Consider the following 16,755-nt stretch of genomic DNA (forward strand, 5'->3'; position numbering starts at 1 on the left):
CTGAACTAACCGGTTTAATGTACGCGCCCTATGAAACAAGCACTCTATTCCAGCCGTACCGCTGACAAGTTCGTAGTTCGCCTGCCCGACGGTATGCGCGAACGTATTGCGGATGTCGCACGTAACCATCACCGCAGCATGAACTCGGAGATCATTGCTCGCCTTGAGCAAAGCATGCTCCAGGAAAGCGCCTTGGGTGATGACCTCAACATGCGTCTCGATAGCCCTGAGCTGTCGCTGCATGAACGTGAGTTGCTGCAGCGCTTTCGCCAGCTGTCACGTCGTCAGCAAAATGCTCTAGTGGCATTAATTGCTCACGATGCCGAGATGGCTAACGAAGAAGGCTGATTGCAGCTTCGACTGAAAACCGGCCATGGCCGGTTTTTTTTGCTCATAAATCACTCAAAACGCCAAATCACGCCCATAAAAAAACCGCCTACTCAGGCGGTTTTTTTATTTCAGTGCGAACTCAGCCGACAAAGTTGAGCAACACACCCGCTGCAACGGCCGAACCGATCACACCCGCCACATTCGGGCCCATGGCGTGCATCAGCAGGAAGTTCTGCGGGTTGGCTTCCAGGCCGACCTTGTTCGATACCCGCGCCGCCATTGGCACCGCAGACACCCCAGCCGAACCGATCAACGGGTTGATCTTGTTGCTGCTGAACAGGTTCATCAATTTGGCCATCAACACCCCAGCTGCCGTACCGGCGCAGAATGCGATCATGCCCAGGCTGAGAATACCCAGCGTCTTCAATTGCAGGAACGATTCCGCCGAGAGCTTCGAGCCAACCGTCAGGCCAAGGAAGATGGTGACGATATTGATCAGCGCATTGCGCGAGGTATCCGCCAGACGCTCGACCACACCGGCTTCACGCAACAGATTGCCAAGGGCAAACATCCCGATCAGCGGCGCAGCGTCAGGCAGCAACAGGCCAATCAACAGACACAGCACAATCGGGAAGATGATCTTCTCGCCCTGCCCCACCGGACGCAGTTGTTGCATGACAATCGAGCGCTCTTCCTTGGTGGTCAGCGCACGCATGATCGGCGGCTGAATCAACGGCACCAGCGCCATGTAGGCATAAGCCGCCACGGCAATGGGGCCGAGCAAGTGCGGGGCCAGCTTGGAGGTCACGAAAATCGAGGTTGGGCCATCGGCACCGCCAATAATCGCAATCGATGCCGCCTCCTTTAGAGTGAACTCCAACCCCGGAATACCCAGCGCCGTGAGCGCCAGCGCACCCATCAGCGTACCGAAAATCCCGAATTGCGCCGCCGCACCGAGTAGCAGGGTCTTGGGGTTGGCCAGCATCGGCCCGAAGTCGGTCATGGCGCCGACCCCGAGAAAGATCAGCAACGGGAAGATACTGGTGGGCAGGCCCACCTCGTAAATCATGTGCAAAAAGCCGCTGCCTTCGGCCATATTGGCCACCGGAATGTTGGCCAACAGGCCGCCAAAACCAATGGGCAGCAGCAGCAAAGGCTCAAAGCCCTTCTTGATCGCCAGGTAAATCAGCAGGATGCACACCGCGATCATAAACAGCTGACCGACTTCGATGTGGTACAGGCCCGTGCTATGCCAGAGCTTGAGGAGCTTATCCATTACTGCGCTCCCTTAACCGATGGCCAGCAGGCTGTCGCCCACCGCTACCGCATCACCCACTTTGACGTTGACCGCAGCGACAGTGCCGGCCTTGAACGCGCGAATTTCGGTTTCCATCTTCATGGCTTCGAGGATGATCACCAACTGCCCTTCTTCTACAGCCTGACCAGGCTGCACCAATACCTTGAAGATATTGCCCGCCAGCGGCGCATTCTGCGGCTCACCAGCGCCAACCGGCGCCGCTACCGCTGCAGTCGCAGAAGTCGCGCCGCCAACAGCTTTGAGCCCTTCGATATCACCACCTTCACCCACCTGCACCACATAGGACTTACCATTCACTTCAACGGTGTAGACCTCGGGCTTACCGACTTCGCGAACAAGGGTTTCCTTACCCGTCGGCACCGGTTCAAAGGCTGCTGGATTGCCGCGGTTCTCCAAGAACTTCAGGCCAATCTGCGGGAACAGTGCATAGGTCAGCACGTCGTCGACTTCATCGGCGGCCAGCTTGATGCCCTTCTCTTTAGCAATGCCTCGGAGCTCGGCAGTCAGCTTGTCCATTTCATCATCAAGCAGATCGGCCGGACGACAGATAATGGCTTCAGCACCATCAAGCACACGCGCCTGCAAGGCTTTATTGAACGGCGCAGGCGCTGCGCCGTATTCGCCTTTCAACACGCCAGCCGTTTCCTTGGTGATCGACTTGTAGCGCTCACCGGTAAGCACGTTGATCACCGCCTGAGTCCCTACGATCTGCGAGGTCGGCGTTACCAACGGGATAAAGCCGAGGTCTTCGCGCACCCGCGGGATCTCGGCCAGCACTTCGTCGAATTTATCCTGCGCGCCCTGCTCTTTCAGCTGGCTTTCCATGTTAGTCAGCATGCCACCCGGCACCTGAGCGACCAGAATGCGCGAGTCGACACCCTTGAGGTTGCCTTCAAATTTGGCGTATTTCTTCCGCACATCACGGAAGTAAGCCGCGATCTCTTCGAGCAACTCCAGGTTCAGGCCGGTATCGCGCTCGGAACCCTGGAAAATCGCCACCACAGACTCGGTTGGCGAGTGGCCATAAGTCATCGACAGCGAGGAAATCGCCGTATCGACGTTGTCGATGCCCGCTTCAACCGCCTTGACGATGGCGGCGGTCGACAAACCTGCAGTGGCATGGCAATGCAGATGAATTGGGATCGACAGGGTTGCCTTCAGGCGCGTGACCAAATCAAACGCGACATAAGGATTAAGAATGCCGGCCATGTCCTTAATCGCGATAGAGTCGGCACCCATGTCTTCGATCTGCTTAGCCAGATCGAGCCACATATCCGGGGTATGCACCGGACTGGTGGTGTAAGAGATGGTGCCCTGAGCATGCTTACCCTGCTGTTTTACGGCTTTCAGCGCGGTCTGCAGGTTGCGCGGGTCGTTCATCGCATCGAATACGCGGAATACATCGACACCATTGAACGCGGCGCGCTCGACGAATTTTTCCACCACGTCATCGGCGTAATGGCGATAACCGAGCAGGTTCTGCCCACGCAGCAGCATCTGCTGAGGCGTATTGGGCATGGCCTTTTTCAGCGCACGAATACGCTCCCACGGGTCTTCACCCAGGTAGCGGATGCAGGAGTCAAAGGTAGCGCCGCCCCAGGTCTCTACAGACCAAAAACCGACTTGATCGAGCTTGCCAGCGATCGGCAGCATGTCCTCCAGGCGCACACGAGTGGCCAGGATCGACTGGTGCGCGTCACGCAGCACCACATCAGTAATTCCGAGGGCTTTCTTTACGGCAGTCATGCAGATGCTCCCTGTCGAACCTGGCTCACCCGCGGCGGGCGCGGTGCTGGTGAATAGCGGATTGAATGGCGGCGAGCACATCGGCACTCGGCTCGTCCGAGGACGGTTTGACGGCCAATGGTGCAGCGAGGGGAATCGGTGCTTTCGCGGCAAACTGCCCAATAACCCACGACATCACGCGGATTACCATCACCAATAACACTAGAAAGAGAAATACGAAGCCCAGGCCGAATAGCATGAGCTCGACACCCTCGAGCAGGAGTTCACTAGGGGTCATCTTGGCTCCAATACCCGCTCGTGCGAGCTGCGTTAATTATTAGATAGGAGCGCCCGGGACCCTGTCCCAGGCAAAGCTGGCGAACCTTAGCGTGAAACGAACGTTTGAAGCAAACCCCATACGGACTACTTGCGCGATTTGCCAGCCACAGGCGCAGCAGGCAAAAACCAGCCCACTAGAGCAGGAACAGACTGGCCAAACCCAGGAAGATAAAGAAGCCGCCGCTGTCCGTGACCGCGGTAATCATTACACTAGCCCCCAGGGCTGGATCGCGCCCCATGCGCACTAGCGTCATAGGAATCAACACCCCCATCAGCGCCGCCAACAGCAGGTTGAGCACCATCGCAGCGGTCATCACCACGCCCAGCGACCAGCTGCCATAGAGTAAATAGGCGACCACGCCAATAACCCCGCCCCAGACAATACCGTTGATCAAGGCGACCCCCAGCTCTTTGCGAATCAAGCGCGAGGTATTGCCAGTACTGACCTGATCCAGCGCCATGGCCCGCACGATCATGGTGATGGTCTGGTTACCCGAGTTCCCACCGATGCCCGCAACGATCGGCATCAGTGCAGCCAGGGCGACCAGTTTCTCGATGGAATCTTCGAACAGGCCAATCACGCGCGAGGCCATAAACGCGGTCACGAGGTTGATCGCCAACCAGGCCCAGCGGTTACGCAGGGACTTCCACACCGAGGCGAAAATGTCTTCTTCCTCGCGCAAGCCGGCCATGTTGAGGACTTCGCTTTCGCTTTCCTCACGAATCAAATCGACCATTTCATCGATGGTCAGACGGCCAATCAGCTTGCCGTTCTTGTCCACCACCGGCGTGGAGATCAGGTCATAACGCTCGAACGCTTGAGCGGCGTCGTAGGCATTTTCATCCGGATGGAAGCTCACCGGATCGGTGGCCATAACCTCACTGACCAACTTCTCCGGATCGTTAACCAATAGCCGCTTAACCGGCAACACGCCCTTGAGCACACCGTCGTAATCCACCACAAACAGCTTGTCGGTGTGCCCCGGCAACTCCTTGAGGCGACGTAGGTAACGCAACACCACTTCCAGGCTGACATCTTCGCGGATGGTGACCATCTCGAAGTCCATCAACGCGCCGACCTGGTCATCCTCGTAGGACAACGCCGAACGCACGCGCTCACGCTGCTGCGCGTCGAGGGTTTCCATCAGCTCATGCACGACATCACGCGGCAGCTCGGAAGCCAGGTCGGCCAATTCGTCGGCGTCCATTTCCTTGGCTGCCGCGAGAATCTCATGGTCGTCCATGTCGGCGAGCAGGGTTTCACGCACTGCATCGGACACTTCGAGGAGGATGTCACCGTCGCGCTCAGCCTTGACCAGCTGCCAGACAGTCTGGCGGTCATCCAGCGGCAACGCCTCGAGGATGTGGGCAACGTCAGCGGAGTGCAGGTCATCGAGCTTGCGTTGCAACTCGGCCAGGTTCTGCCGGTGCACCAGGTTTTCTACCCGGTCGTGGTGCTGGCCTTCCTGACGATGAGTCAGGTCTTCAACCAGCTTATGCCGATGCAATAGCTCGACCACCTGAGCCAGGCGGTCCTGCAGGCTTTCTTGCGGCTTTTTTGCTTCTACTTCAGTCATGGCGCACTCCACCCCCAGCGGCAGCGCACGCCAAAGAGGGTCAATCAGTCAACACGTGATTGCACAATCGAGATTCAACGTAACTACTGGGTAAGTCCATGGTGGTAATCCACAAGCCCCGGCGGGGCTGACGCGGCGAATGATACCACCGCACCGGCGCTTTGCATGCGGCAAACAAATAATCCAGGAACAAGCGCTTACAACACACATTTAAACGCGCCTGCATCGTTCATTGCGACGTGCCGGGCACTGGCAAAGGCACGCCTGGCACTGACATCGCTATCGACTACGCTTGCACATGCACCGTTAAGGAGGACGTACCATGCAAGGATTGCCCTGCGCAGCTATCTGCGCCATTTTGCTTTGCCCACTGCCGGCACTCGGTTCAAGCGTATTTCGCTGCGAAGACGCTAACGGCCACATCACCTTCACCCGCCAAGGCTGCCCCGACGACCACAGCAAGAGCCTGCAGCAGGCCTACAACCCTACGCCCGGCAACGGCAAGCCAGTGCCGCTGGCAAAACCGCGTAAAGCGGCACGCGAGAGCCAGAAGCAGGCTGAACAGGACTTGACGGTCATCGGGATCAAACAGGATGGCTGCGGCAACCATCTGAACAGCAGCGAACGCCGCGCAGCCATCATCAAGCAACAGATACGTGTAGGCATGAACCGCAGCGACGTTGAGAGCAGCCTGGGCAAGCCGGACAAGATCACCGAGCAGAATGGCCAGACGCGTTACGTTTATCAGGGCAAGAAAGGCAGCAAGCGCAACGTCAGCTTCGATGAAGCCGGCTGCGTCAAAGGCAAGGTCAAGCGCTAAATCGCGCGAACAATCACTAACCGCAACCAGCAACGCCGGAGGACGGCGACCTGCAGGATGGCCGCCGTGATTGCGGCCATAAAAAAGGGCCTGCATCGCTGCAGACCCTTCTTGTTTGGTGCACTCAGGAGGATTCGAACCTCCGACCGCTCGGTTCGTAGCCGAGTACTCTATCCAGCTGAGCTATGAGTGCATGTGGCGCTTTTAAACCAGATCACCGCTGGCTGAAACAAAATGGCTTGCATTGCTGCAGGCCATTCTTATTTGGTGCACTCAGGAGGATTCGAACCTCCGACCGCTCGGTTCGTAGCCGAGTACTCTATCCAGCTGAGCTATGAGTGCATGTGGCGCTTTTAAACCAGATCACCGCTGGCTGAAACAAAATGGCTTGCATTGCTGCAAGCCATTCCTATTTGGTGCACTCAGGAGGATTCGAACCTCCGACCGCTCGGTTCGTAGCCGAGTACTCTATCCAGCTGAGCTATGAGTGCATGTAACGTTCGCACTGTAGATATCCAAACCGCATCTACAACACTCAATAATGGCGGAGAAGGGGGGATTCGAACCCCCGACACCCTTTTGAGATGTACTCCCTTAGCAGGGGAGCGCCTTCGGCCACTCGGCCACCTCTCCGCAACACGGGGCGCATGATAACCATGTTTTCCCCGTTTGCAAAGCCAAAATTTCGATAAAAATTAGAGGCTTGGTTCTTCACCCTTCTCTTTCTGGATGCGCTGGTAGATTTCCTCACGGTGCACAGCAACTTCTTTTGGCGCGTTAACGCCAATACGCACCTGATTACCCTTCACACCCAGCACGGTGACAGTGACTTCGTCACCCACCATCAGGGTCTCTCCAACCCGACGAGTCAGAATCAGCATTCCTTTCTCCTTACGGATATCATTTCAAGACAACAGCAGTCTGCAAAAAAATGGTGGCAGCCCCGAACATCTCAAGCAGAGCCTTCACCCAAGTATTGACCAGTGTGAGCAGAAAGAAAGTTCCGGCCCACACCAGCCAAAAAAGACGAAAGGCGCGGGATAGCCCGCGCCTTTCGGATGATGCCTTAGTCGCCCTGTCGGGCCGGGGCATCCAGTTCAAAAGCAGTGTGCAGGGCGCGCACCGCCAACTCCAGGTATTTCTCCTCGATTACCACCGAGACTTTGATTTCCGAGGTGGAGATCATCTGGATGTTGATGTTTTCTTGAGCCAGAGACTCAAACATACGGCTGGCAACCCCTGCGTGGGAGCGCATACCAACGCCCACGATGGAAACCTTGGCGATGTCGGTATTGCCAACCACTTCACGCGCACCCAATTCCTGAGCCGTTTTCTCCAGCACGAGCATGGCATTGCTGTAGTCATTGCGATGCACGGTGAAGGTGAAGTCGGTGGTGTTATCGTGCGCAACGTTTTGCACGATCATGTCCACCTCTACATTGGCGGCACTGATCGGCCCGAGGATCTTGAACGCTACGCCCGGAATATCCGGTACGCCACGGATAGTCAGCTTGGCCTCATCGCGATTAAAAGCGATGCCAGAGATAATCGGCTGTTCCATGGATTCCTCTTCATCAATAGTAATGAGGGTGCCCGGACCCTCTTGAAAGCTGTGCAACACGCGCAGCGGGACGTTGTATTTGCCGGCGAACTCCACCGCACGAATTTGCAGCACCTTGGAACCGAGGCTGGCCATCTCCAGCATTTCTTCGAAGGTGATTTTGCTTAAGCGCTGAGCCTTTGGCACAACCCGTGGATCGGTGGTGTAAACGCCATCGACATCGGTATAAATCTGGCACTCATCGGCTTTTAACGCAGCCGCCAGGGCCACACCGGTAGTGTCGGAGCCACCACGCCCAAGGGTGGTGATATTGCCGTGCTCATCAACACCCTGGAAACCGGCAACCACCACCACACGCCCAGCCTTAAGGTCGGTACGCAGTTTCTGATCATCGATCTGCAGGATGCGCGCCTTGTTGTGCGCACTGTCCGTGAGGATGCGCACCTGGTTACCGGTATAGGACACCGCAGGCACGCCAATCTTGATCAGCGCCATGGCTAACAAGGCAATGGTGACCTGCTCGCCGGTCGAGACCATTACGTCGAATTCACGCGGTACCGGCTGACCATCACTAACCTGTTTGGCTAGCTCGACCAGGCGATTGGTTTCACCGCTCATGGCGGAAACCACAACCACAATGTCATCTCCGTTTTCACGGAATTTCTTCACCTTCGCGGCCACCTGCTGAATACGCTCAACAGTGCCGACGGAAGTGCCGCCAAATTTCTGTACGATCAAAGCCATTTCAAAGCCGCCTCAGCCCGTGAAGGGCGCCCATTAAACACATAACTCAATACCTACCAAGGCCCGCCGGGCGTAGATCGGGCCTCGGGCTGCACACCCAGAATCAGGCGCTTACAGACCTTGTTCGGCGAACGCAGCAGCCAAGCCCAAAGCAGCATCCAGCGCAGCAGCGTCAACGCCACCACCTTGCGCCATATCCGGACGTCCACCCCCTTTGCCACCTACGGCCGCAGCCGCTTGCTTCATCAGATCGCCCGCCTTCAGCTTGGCTGTCAGATCTTTGGTCACACCAGCAACGAGCACGACCTTTTCATCCTGCACGCCACCCAACAGAATCACCGCACTGCCAAGCTTGTTTTTCAACTGATCGACCAAGGCCAGCAACGCCTTGCCATCCACCCCATCGAGACGCGCACTGAGCACCTTGATGCCTTTCACGTCGATGGCAGAACCGGCCAGGTCATTACCCGCCGCACTGGCGGCCTTGGCCTTGAGCTGTTCCAGCTCTTTTTCCAGCTGGCGATTACGCTCCAGCACACCGGCAAGCTTATCCAAGAGATTTTCGCGACTGCCTTTGACCAGTACAGCGGCCTCTTTCAGCTGCTCTTCCGCCGCGTTGAGGTAGGCAAACGCGACAGCACCGGTGACCGCTTCAATACGCCGCACACCGGCAGCCACACCGCTCTCACTGATAATTTTGAACAGGCCGATATCGCCCGTACGCTTGGCGTGAATACCGCCACACAGCTCAACCGAGAAGTCGCCGCCCATGCTCAATACGCGCACCTGATCACCGTACTTTTCACCAAACAGCGCCATGGCACCTTTGGCCTTGGCGGTTTCGATGTCGGTTTCCAGGGTTTCAACGTCGCTATTGCCGCGCACTTCGCGGTTGACGATGGCTTCCAGTTCTTTCAACTGCGCCGGCGTGATCGCCTCGAAGTGACTGAAGTCGAAGCGCAGACGCTGACTGTCGACCAACGAGCCCTTCTGCGTAACGTGCTCACCCAATACCTGACGCAAAGCCGCGTGCAGCAAGTGGGTGGCCGAATGATTAAGTGCAGTGGCCTGGCGTACGCTGGCATCCACTTCGGCCTTGACCGAGGTGCCGACGCTCAGGCCACCTTTAACAGCAACCCCGTGGTGCAGGATCGCGCCACCCGCCTTAGTGGTATCACGCACATCGAAACGCACGCCAGCGCCTTCAAGGAAACCGCAGTCGCCGACCTGACCACCGGACTCGGCGTAGAACGGCGTCTGATCGAGGACCACAACGCCCTCCTCGCCTTCGCCCAGACTGTCGACTGCCTGACCAGCCTTGAACAGCGCAATGATCTTGCCGCTGCCGCTGGTGCCCTGATAGCCGAGGAACGCGGTGTCGCTGTCGACCTTGACCAGGCTGTTGTAGTCCATGCCGAACGCGCTGGCAGAACGAGCGCGCTTGCGCTGCTCTTCCATCTCGCGCTCAAAGCCTGCTTCATCCAGAGTCAGCTCGCGCTCACGGGCGATGTCGCCGGTAAGGTCCATCGGGAAGCCGAAAGTGTCATACAGCTTGAAGATCACATCGCCCGGAATCACCGTGCCTTCGAGTTCGGCCAGATCCTGCTCGAGAATCTTCAGGCCCTGTTCCAGGGTCTTGGCGAACTGCTCTTCTTCGGTTTTCAGCACGCGCTCGATATGCGCCTGCTGCTGTTTCAGCTCAGGGAAGGCATCGCCCATCTCGGCCACCAACGCGGCAACGATCTGGTAGAAGAAGCTGCCCTTGGCGCCCAGCTTGTTACCGTGACGGCAGGCGCGACGGATAATGCGGCGCAGCACGTAGCCGCGACCTTCGTTGGACGGCGTCACGCCGTCAGCGATTAGGAAGCCGCACGAGCGGATATGGTCGGCCACCACTTTCAGCGACGCCTGGGCTTCGTTGGCACAACCGATGGCCTTGGCCGCGGCATTCAGCAGGCTCTGGAACAGGTCGATCTCGTAGTTCGAGTTGACGTGTTGCAGCACCGCGCTAATGCGCTCCAGGCCCATGCCCGTATCCACACTCGGCGCTGGCAGCGGATGCATCACGCCGTCAGCCGTGCGGTTGAACTGCATAAAGACGTTGTTCCAGATTTCGATGTAGCGATCACCGTCTTCTTCTGGCGAACCGGGTGGGCCGCCCCAGATGTGCTCGCCGTGGTCGAAGAAAATCTCGGTGCACGGGCCACACGGACCGGTATCACCCATGGCCCAGAAGTTGTCCGAGGCATACGGCGCGCCCTTGTTATCGCCGATGCGGATCATCCGCTCAGCCGGCACGCCGATTTCTTTGTTCCAAATGTCATAGGCTTCATCGTCGCTGGCATAGACGGTGACCCAGAGTTTTTCTTTCGGCAGCTTGAGCCAGGCGTCGCCGGTCAAAAATTCCCAGGCGAAATGAATGGCATCACGCTTGAAATAGTCGCCAAAGCTGAAATTACCCAGCATTTCGAAGAAGGTGTGGTGACGCGCGGTATAACCGACGTTCTCCAAATCGTTATGCTTGCCGCCGGCGCGTACGCACTTCTGGCTGCTGGTGGCGCGGGTATAGGCGCGCTTTTCCAGGCCGAGGAAGCAATCCTTGAACTGGTTCATCCCCGCGTTGGTGAACAACAGGGTCGGGTCATTGCCCGGAATCAGGGAGCTGGAGGCGACACGGGTGTGTCCCTTCTGTTCGAAGAAGCTGAGGAAGGCTTCACGGATTTCTGCGCTTTTCATAGGAATCTTCCAAAAACCAGCGGCCACAACAAAGCCGGCAAAGGGCCGCATTATATCGGCCCTGCGCCATGGGGCTAGTGACTTTATTGATAGATAACGGCTATTAAAAGCCCAGAGCTATTCAGCTCACGCGAAAAGCGGCAAAGGCCGCAATCACCTGTTCGATATCCGCAGCGGCGATATCCAGGTGCGTCACCATGCGCAAACGCGGCGCCGCCGAGAGCTTGATGCCCCGCGCGGCGCAGAACGCCTGCAATGCGCCAGCCTGCTCACCCACCGCGACGTAGACCATATTGGTCTGCACCGGCTCGACTGCATAACCCAACTCACGCAAGCCGGCGGCCAAACGCTCGGCATTGGCATGGTCGTCAGCCAGCCGCTGCACCTGATGCTCTAGTGCATACAACCCTGCTGCCGCGAGCATGCCGGCCTGGCGCATGCCGCCGCCGACCATCTTGCGCAAACGCCGCGCCCGACCAATAAGCTCGGCTGAGCCGCACAGCACCGACCCCACCGGCGCACCAAGCCCCTTGGACAGGCACACTGACACCGAATCAAAGTACTGAGTAATCTGCCGCGCCGGCACGCCCAGCTTGACTGCCGCGTTATATAGGCGCGCGCCGTCCAGGTGCAGAGCCAGACCGCGGCGCGTGGTCAGCTCGCGCGCTGCCTGCAGATAGGCCTGAGGCAGGACCTTGCCCTGCATGGTGTTTTCCAGCGCCAACAGGCGGGTGCGGGCAAAGTGAAAGTCATCCTGCTTGATGGCCGCTTCAATCTTGTCCAGGTCCAGCGAACCATCTGCCTCGCCCTCAATCGGCTGCGGCTGGATCGAACCGAGTACCGCCGCGCCGCCACCTTCATATTTATAGGTGTGCGCCTGCTGACCGACGATGTACTCATCGCCACGCGCGCAATGGGCCATTAGGCCAAGCAGGTTACTCATGGTGCCGGTGGGCACAAACAACGCAGCCTCGAAACCCAACTCAGCGGCCAGGTAGTGCTCGAGGCGGTTGACCGTAGGATCTTCGCCGTACACGTCATCCCCCAGCTCAGCGGCTTGCATGGCCTCGCGCATACCCGGAGTCGGCTGGGTGACGGTGTCGCTGCGCAGGTCGATGATGGGCATGGTGGGCAATCCTTAGATGAGGCTAAAGCCCGATGCTAAAGCGCCCAACTGAGGCAAACAAGGTACAGATAAGGCGAGAACGCGCAGGACAGCTGTGCAGGGTGAATGACGCCTTTTTCATCCGCCTGGCGTGCATCGATTGGTGGATGAATAAAGCGCCATCCACCCTAATAGCTTAAGCCAGCTGCACGTCTTCGGCGGGAACAATCAAGATGCCGGCCCGCAGGCCGTTTTTGACTTTGGGATTGGGAAAGATAATCCGCGTACCCGGCTCATCGATCACCCAGCGGGTATCACTGAGGTCTTCCGCCAGCAGGTAGCCAACGGGCAATTCGCTGAAATTCTCGATATCAGCCGGCAGGTGCAGCTGAAACGCATCGCTGTGCTTGATCACTTCGCGGGCCACGGCAAATAGCTTTAGCTCGCCCAGATCATCCGAGGCCGCCTCCAACTCACGCCCTTCAATCAGTGCCTGCATGTGCAGCTCAAGCCGGTCGAGGTTGACCAACGCGTTCTGCCCAAACGGCCGCGCCTTGCCCAGCTCCAGCGTGAACGCTTCCGCCCCGAGCTGGGTGTAGGTGTAGGCACTGAAGGTAACCGAGCTTTTGTTGTGCAGCAGCACGGCCTCAATCCCAGCGACACTTAAACGCGCCAGCTCACGCCGACTGCGCGGACGACCTTCCTGGAAGGGATAAAGAGCAAACTGTTCAACCTTCGACGCGCGAATAGCGGTGTGCAGGTCGTAATGCAGGCGGGTGCGCTCGGGCTTACTGAAAAAAGCCGCAGCCAGATGCTCCAGCTCACAGGCGCGCAGCGCCTCGGGCCCGCTGTGTTGGTCGTGGCGCCCGTTGAATAGGCGGTTAATGTCTTGCTCGACATACCGCTCACCGCGACGCATCGCGGCCGGGTTACCCAGCAGAAAGAGAATGCGTGCGCACGGCTGCAGCTGATTACGCGCAATGGCCTGCAGCAGGCGGTCGAGTAATTCGATTGGGGCGGTTTCATTGCCATGGATACCCGCCGACAGCAGCAGGTCCTGGCCGTTGTCGCGGGCCGCAGGCGGGGTGATTTCCACCGCGCCTTCGGCCAGCCAACGCACACGCGTACCCTCGGGAGTCAGCTGAATTTTTGCTGCCGGCTCATGGCCGGCCAGGGTCAGTTCAAGCAATTTCCCAAGGGCAAGCATAGTGGTTCCTCAGTCGTGAGTGCAGTCTGGGCCGTGCACGTGCTCGTCGTCATCGCCCGGCTCAGCGGCTTCCATTTCCAGCTCCAGGCTGACCAGGTTGGTAGCCAATGGACGCAGCAGCAGGTTGGCGTATTCGGCAGCGCCCTCCTCGACGTCGACACCGATCATCAACTGGTTGTTGCCTACCTGTTGGAACCAGATTTCCTGGCCCTGCCAGATCACGGCAAAGCGTGTACAGGAGGTTTCCAGCTGGGTACCGTCAGTGTCTTCGAGGATCAGTTGCAGGGCATCGCTCATAAAATCTCCACAGTTTTGGATGTAGGGTGGATGTGATTTTTTACATCCACCGGTGGATCGATAAAGCGCGACCCAGCCTAGTTAGCTAATTGAAAAGGATAAACCGCGCCCAGTTTAAGGATCTGCGTCAGTTCATCCAAGGCCGTACGGCATTCACTCAACAATTGTGGATCAGCCAAATCGTTTTCGCTCAGGCGATCGCGGTAGTGCTTGTCGACCCAAACATTGAGGGTGTCGTACAGCGTCGGGGTCATGATCACGCCCTGGTTGACCGCCGCCAACTCGTCTTCCTTGAGCGCGACTCGCAGGCGCAGGCAGGCTGGCCCACCGCCGTTCTGCATGCTTTGCTTGAGGTCAAACACCTGTACTTCACGGATCGGCCCGTTGCCGCTGGTCAGCTGCTGCAGGTAGTTCCAGACATTGCCGTTGTTGCGGCACTCTTCCGGCACGATCAGCAGCATGCCGCCGTCGGCGCGGCTGAGCAGCTGGCTGTTGAACAGGTAGGATTTGACCGCGTCTTCGACCGCCACCGCATCACGCGGCACGCACACCGCCTGCAGGTTGCCGCCACGACGGGCGAGCTTGTCGCCCAGTTCGGCCAGCACCTTATCCGTGTCGAGGAAGGCGTCTTGGTGATAGAACAGCACCTCACCGTTACCCACGGCGATCACGTCATTGTGGAACACCCCTTGATCGATCACCGCCGGGGTTTGCTGAGCGTAAACCACACCGTCATCACTGAGGCCGTGCAGGCGCGCCACGGCTTGCGAAGCCTCCAGGGTTTGCCGCGCCGGGTAGCGCTGCGGCGCCGGGAAGCGGCTGTCAAAAGCACTGCGGCCGAATACAAAGAACTCCACACCCGCATCGCCATAGCCTTTGCAGAACCGCGTGTGATTTGCCGCACCTTCATCGCCGAACTGAGCAACGGCGGGCAGCGCGGCGTGGTGGGCGAAGTGCTGCTGATTGGCGAACATGGCGCCCAGCACACGGCTGGTGGTTGGGTGTTCGATGGAGCGGTGGAATTTGCAGTTGAGGTTGGCGGCGGTGAAATGCACGCGACCATCCGCAGTATCAGCACTCGGGCTGACGGTGCAGGCATTGGCCGTCCACATGCTGGAAGCCGAGCAGCTGGCAACCAGCAGCGGCATGGCGTCTTTCGCAGCCTTTTGGATCACCTGCGCGTCAGTGCCGGCAAACCCCAAGCTACGCAGTACCGCGACATTCGGCCGTTCCTGCGGGGCCAGCACGCCCTGCTTGAAGCCCATTTCCATCAAGGCCTTCATCTTGGCCAGGCCTTGCTTGGCAGCCTCTTTCGGGTTCGACCCTACCTGGCTGTTGCTCTGCGAAGCCACGTTGCCGTAAGACAGGCCGCCATAGTTATGGGTCGGGCCGACCAAACCGTCAAAATTGACCTCATATGCGTTACTGCTGGCGACTGGGCTCATAGGCTGACTCCCGGAGTCAGGGTGGCAGGCAGGCTGAGGCTGTCGGCTTCCAGCGAAGCCACCGGGTAAGCGCAATAATCAGCCGCGTAATAGGCGCTGGCGCGGTGGTTACCGGACGCCCCCACGCCGCCAAACGGCGCGGTGCTGGCAGCACCAGTCAGCTGCTTGTTCCAGTTAACGATACCCGCGCGGCTGTGCAGCCAGAACTGCTCATAACGCGCCTTGGAGTCAGACAGCAGCCCAGCAGCCAACCCATATTGGGTGTTGTTGGCCTCAGCAATCGCGGCAGCAAAATCGGTGTAGCGAATCACCTGCAGCAGCGGGCCGAAGAACTCCTCATCCGCCCGCTCGGCCAGGTCCGTTACGTCAATAATGCCGGGCGTGAGCAAAGCCGCGCCCTGCAACGGTTGAGACATTTTCAGCAGCGGCTTGGCGCCCTGGGCCAGCAGGTGTTGCTGGGCCTTGAGCAAGTGCTGAGCAGCATCCAGAGAAATCACCGAACCCATAAACGGCGCTGGCTGAGCGTCGAAACTACCGACTTTGATACTCGCCGCTACTTCCACCAGGCGCTCCAGCAAGCTGTCACCCCACGCGCCTTGCGGCACCAGCAGACGCCGCGCGCAGGTGCAGCGCTGGCCGGCGGAAATAAACGCCGACTGGATGATGGTGTACACGGCGGCATTGATATCGCTGACCTGCTCAACCACCAGCGGGTTGTTGCCACCCATTTCCAGCGCGAGAATTTTCTCCGGACGACCGGAGAACTGCTTGTGCAGCAGGTTGCCCGTGCGGCTGGAACCGGTGAAAAACAACCCGTCGATACCCGCATGGGCCGCCAGCGCCACACCTGTCTCGCGCGCACCTTGCACCAGGTTGAGCACGCCCGCCGGCAAGCCGGCCTCAATCCAGCACTTAACCGTTAACTCGGCGACTTTCGGCGTCAATTCGCTGGGCTTGAACACCACACAATTGCCTGCCAGCAGCGCCGGCACAATGTGGCCGTTGGGTAGGTGGCCGGGGAAGTTGTACGGGCCAAACACGGCAACCACACCATGCGGCTTGTGCCGCAATACTGCTGTGGCATCGCCCAACGGGCCGCTCTTCTCACCGGTACGCTCGCGGTAACTTTGCACCGAGATGGCGACCTTGTTGGCCATGCTGGTGACTTCGGTGGCGGTTTCCCACAGCGGCTTGCCGGTTTCCTCACCAATGCAGTAGCCCAGCGCGTCAGCCTGCTGCTTGAGGGTGGCGGCAAACTGCTCAAGCACGGCAATGCGTTCATCCAGCGAGCGCGAGGCCCAAGCGGGGAATGCGGCACGGGCGGCCTGCACGGCAGCATCAACCTGCGCAGCACTGGCGGCCTGGCCGTGCCAGATGGCTTCCTGGCTGACCGGATTGAGCGATTCCAGGGCTTCACCCTGACCTGCGTGCCATGCACCGGCAATGTAATGAGTGCTCATCTTGTTTTATCACTCCCAGCAAGGTGTGGACCCGGCTAGCCGCCGGATTAGCAATTTAGACACAGCCTTAGCACACGCAGTGGCGCATAGC

14 protein-coding genes and 4 tRNA genes are annotated in these 16,755 nt (G+C 58.6%); 2 read left to right on the forward strand and 16 right to left on the reverse strand.

All coding sequences use genetic code 11. The features are described 5' to 3' along the window. The first annotated feature begins 30 nt into the window (after positions 1 to 30). A complete protein-coding gene (locus tag SOP97_RS01760; RefSeq protein WP_322947943.1) occupies positions 31 to 348 on the forward strand; it encodes an Arc family DNA-binding protein in 318 nt (105 codons plus the stop codon). A gap of 121 nt (positions 349 to 469) precedes the next feature. Here SOP97_RS01760 and SOP97_RS01765 read toward each other — a convergent pair whose 3' ends face one another. From SOP97_RS01765 to mgtE, 4 genes are all read right to left on the reverse strand, one after another. Further along, positions 470 to 1,606 (reverse strand): sodium ion-translocating decarboxylase subunit beta, encoded by a 1,137-nt coding sequence (locus SOP97_RS01765; RefSeq protein WP_322947945.1) that lies wholly within the window; start codon positions 1,604 to 1,606, stop codon positions 470 to 472. Between the two features lie 12 nt (positions 1,607 to 1,618). Continuing rightward, on the reverse strand, positions 1,619 to 3,394 hold the full coding sequence (gene oadA, locus SOP97_RS01770; protein ID WP_322947947.1) for a sodium-extruding oxaloacetate decarboxylase subunit alpha: 1,776 nt from the start codon (positions 3,392 to 3,394) through the stop codon (positions 1,619 to 1,621). Positions 3,395 to 3,419: 25 nt separating this feature from the next. Next, positions 3,420 to 3,671, reverse strand: coding sequence for an OadG family protein (locus SOP97_RS01775; RefSeq protein ID WP_322947949.1), 252 nt, complete (start codon positions 3,669 to 3,671; stop codon positions 3,420 to 3,422). 175 nt (positions 3,672 to 3,846) lie between these two features. Continuing rightward, entirely contained in the window at positions 3,847 to 5,289 is a 1,443-nt protein-coding gene (mgtE, locus tag SOP97_RS01780; RefSeq protein ID WP_322947952.1) for a magnesium transporter, read from the reverse strand. A 322-nt stretch (positions 5,290 to 5,611) separates the two neighbouring features. Here mgtE and SOP97_RS01785 point away from each other — a divergent pair, with 322 nt between their 5' ends. Next, the gene (locus SOP97_RS01785; protein ID WP_322947954.1) at positions 5,612 to 6,109 is read left to right on the forward strand and encodes a DUF4124 domain-containing protein; all 498 of its coding nucleotides are present in this window, start codon (positions 5,612 to 5,614) and stop codon (positions 6,107 to 6,109) included. Between the two features lie 116 nt (positions 6,110 to 6,225). Here the strand turns inward: SOP97_RS01785 and SOP97_RS01790 are convergent. The 12 genes from SOP97_RS01790 to astD all read right to left on the reverse strand — a co-directional run bounded on the left by SOP97_RS01790 (position 6,226) and on the right by astD (position 16,664). Next, a tRNA-Arg gene (locus SOP97_RS01790) sits at positions 6,226 to 6,302 on the reverse strand. A 72-nt stretch (positions 6,303 to 6,374) separates the two neighbouring features. Then, a tRNA-Arg gene (locus SOP97_RS01795) sits at positions 6,375 to 6,451 on the reverse strand. Between the two features lie 72 nt (positions 6,452 to 6,523). Continuing rightward, positions 6,524 to 6,600: transfer RNA gene (locus SOP97_RS01800), tRNA-Arg, on the reverse strand. A 51-nt stretch (positions 6,601 to 6,651) separates the two neighbouring features. Further along, a tRNA-Ser gene (locus SOP97_RS01805) sits at positions 6,652 to 6,742 on the reverse strand. 62 nt (positions 6,743 to 6,804) lie between these two features. Then, positions 6,805 to 6,990: a carbon storage regulator CsrA gene (gene csrA / locus SOP97_RS01810; protein ID WP_274088859.1), complete on the reverse strand. Its 186-nt coding sequence runs from the start codon at positions 6,988 to 6,990 to the stop codon at positions 6,805 to 6,807. 185 nt (positions 6,991 to 7,175) lie between these two features. Next, a complete protein-coding gene (locus SOP97_RS01815; protein ID WP_274088858.1) occupies positions 7,176 to 8,414 on the reverse strand; it encodes an aspartate kinase in 1,239 nt (412 codons plus the stop codon). 111 nt (positions 8,415 to 8,525) lie between these two features. Continuing rightward, a complete protein-coding gene (gene alaS, locus SOP97_RS01820; protein ID WP_322947960.1) occupies positions 8,526 to 11,150 on the reverse strand; it encodes an alanine--tRNA ligase in 2,625 nt (874 codons plus the stop codon). A gap of 121 nt (positions 11,151 to 11,271) precedes the next feature. Then, entirely contained in the window at positions 11,272 to 12,276 is a 1,005-nt protein-coding gene (gene ltaE, locus SOP97_RS01825) for a low-specificity L-threonine aldolase (RefSeq protein ID WP_322947961.1), read from the reverse strand. 175 nt (positions 12,277 to 12,451) lie between these two features. Next, positions 12,452 to 13,462 carry a succinylglutamate desuccinylase gene (astE, locus tag SOP97_RS01830; protein WP_322947963.1) on the reverse strand — a complete coding sequence of 337 codons (1,011 nt, stop codon included), beginning with the start codon at positions 13,460 to 13,462 and terminating at the stop codon, positions 12,452 to 12,454. Between the two features lie 9 nt (positions 13,463 to 13,471). Beyond that, positions 13,472 to 13,759 (reverse strand): topoisomerase II, encoded by a 288-nt coding sequence (locus SOP97_RS01835; protein ID WP_274088854.1) that lies wholly within the window; start codon positions 13,757 to 13,759, stop codon positions 13,472 to 13,474. A gap of 77 nt (positions 13,760 to 13,836) precedes the next feature. Then, positions 13,837 to 15,204, reverse strand: a complete 1,368-nt coding sequence (gene astB / locus SOP97_RS01840; RefSeq protein ID WP_322947966.1) for an N-succinylarginine dihydrolase — start codon at positions 15,202 to 15,204, stop codon at positions 13,837 to 13,839. Continuing rightward, positions 15,201 to 16,664 (reverse strand): succinylglutamate-semialdehyde dehydrogenase, encoded by a 1,464-nt coding sequence (astD, locus tag SOP97_RS01845; protein ID WP_322947968.1) that lies wholly within the window; start codon positions 16,662 to 16,664, stop codon positions 15,201 to 15,203. The genes astB and astD overlap by 4 nt, the downstream gene beginning before the upstream one ends. Between the last annotated feature and the right edge of the window lie 91 nt (positions 16,665 to 16,755).

The organism is Pseudomonas spirodelae (assembly GCF_034653255.1).
Taxonomy (GTDB): Bacteria; Pseudomonadota; Gammaproteobacteria; order Pseudomonadales; family Pseudomonadaceae; genus Aquipseudomonas; species Aquipseudomonas spirodelae.

Excerpts from the sequence above, each read along its gene's own strand:
- SOP97_RS01760 (WP_322947943.1), top strand. The coding sequence starts at position 31 with ATGAAACAAGCACTCTATTCCAGCCGTACCGCTGACAAGTTCGTAGTT.
- SOP97_RS01765 (WP_322947945.1), bottom strand. The coding sequence starts at position 1,606 with ATGGATAAGCTCCTCAAGCTCTGGCATAGCACGGGCCTGTACCACATC.
- oadA (WP_322947947.1), bottom strand. The coding sequence starts at position 3,394 with ATGACTGCCGTAAAGAAAGCCCTCGGAATTACTGATGTGGTGCTGCGT.
- SOP97_RS01775 (WP_322947949.1), bottom strand. The coding sequence starts at position 3,671 with ATGACCCCTAGTGAACTCCTGCTCGAGGGTGTCGAGCTCATGCTATTC.
- mgtE (WP_322947952.1), bottom strand. The coding sequence starts at position 5,289 with ATGACTGAAGTAGAAGCAAAAAAGCCGCAAGAAAGCCTGCAGGACCGC.
- SOP97_RS01785 (WP_322947954.1), top strand. The coding sequence starts at position 5,612 with ATGCAAGGATTGCCCTGCGCAGCTATCTGCGCCATTTTGCTTTGCCCA.
- csrA (WP_274088859.1), bottom strand. The coding sequence starts at position 6,990 with ATGCTGATTCTGACTCGTCGGGTTGGAGAGACCCTGATGGTGGGTGAC.
- SOP97_RS01815 (WP_274088858.1), bottom strand. The coding sequence starts at position 8,414 with ATGGCTTTGATCGTACAGAAATTTGGCGGCACTTCCGTCGGCACTGTT.
- alaS (WP_322947960.1), bottom strand. The coding sequence starts at position 11,150 with ATGAAAAGCGCAGAAATCCGTGAAGCCTTCCTCAGCTTCTTCGAACAG.
- ltaE (WP_322947961.1), bottom strand. The coding sequence starts at position 12,276 with ATGCCCATCATCGACCTGCGCAGCGACACCGTCACCCAGCCGACTCCG.
- astE (WP_322947963.1), bottom strand. The coding sequence starts at position 13,462 with ATGCTTGCCCTTGGGAAATTGCTTGAACTGACCCTGGCCGGCCATGAG.
- SOP97_RS01835 (WP_274088854.1), bottom strand. The coding sequence starts at position 13,759 with ATGAGCGATGCCCTGCAACTGATCCTCGAAGACACTGACGGTACCCAG.
- astB (WP_322947966.1), bottom strand. The coding sequence starts at position 15,204 with ATGAGCCCAGTCGCCAGCAGTAACGCATATGAGGTCAATTTTGACGGT.
- astD (WP_322947968.1), bottom strand. The coding sequence starts at position 16,664 with ATGAGCACTCATTACATTGCCGGTGCATGGCACGCAGGTCAGGGTGAA.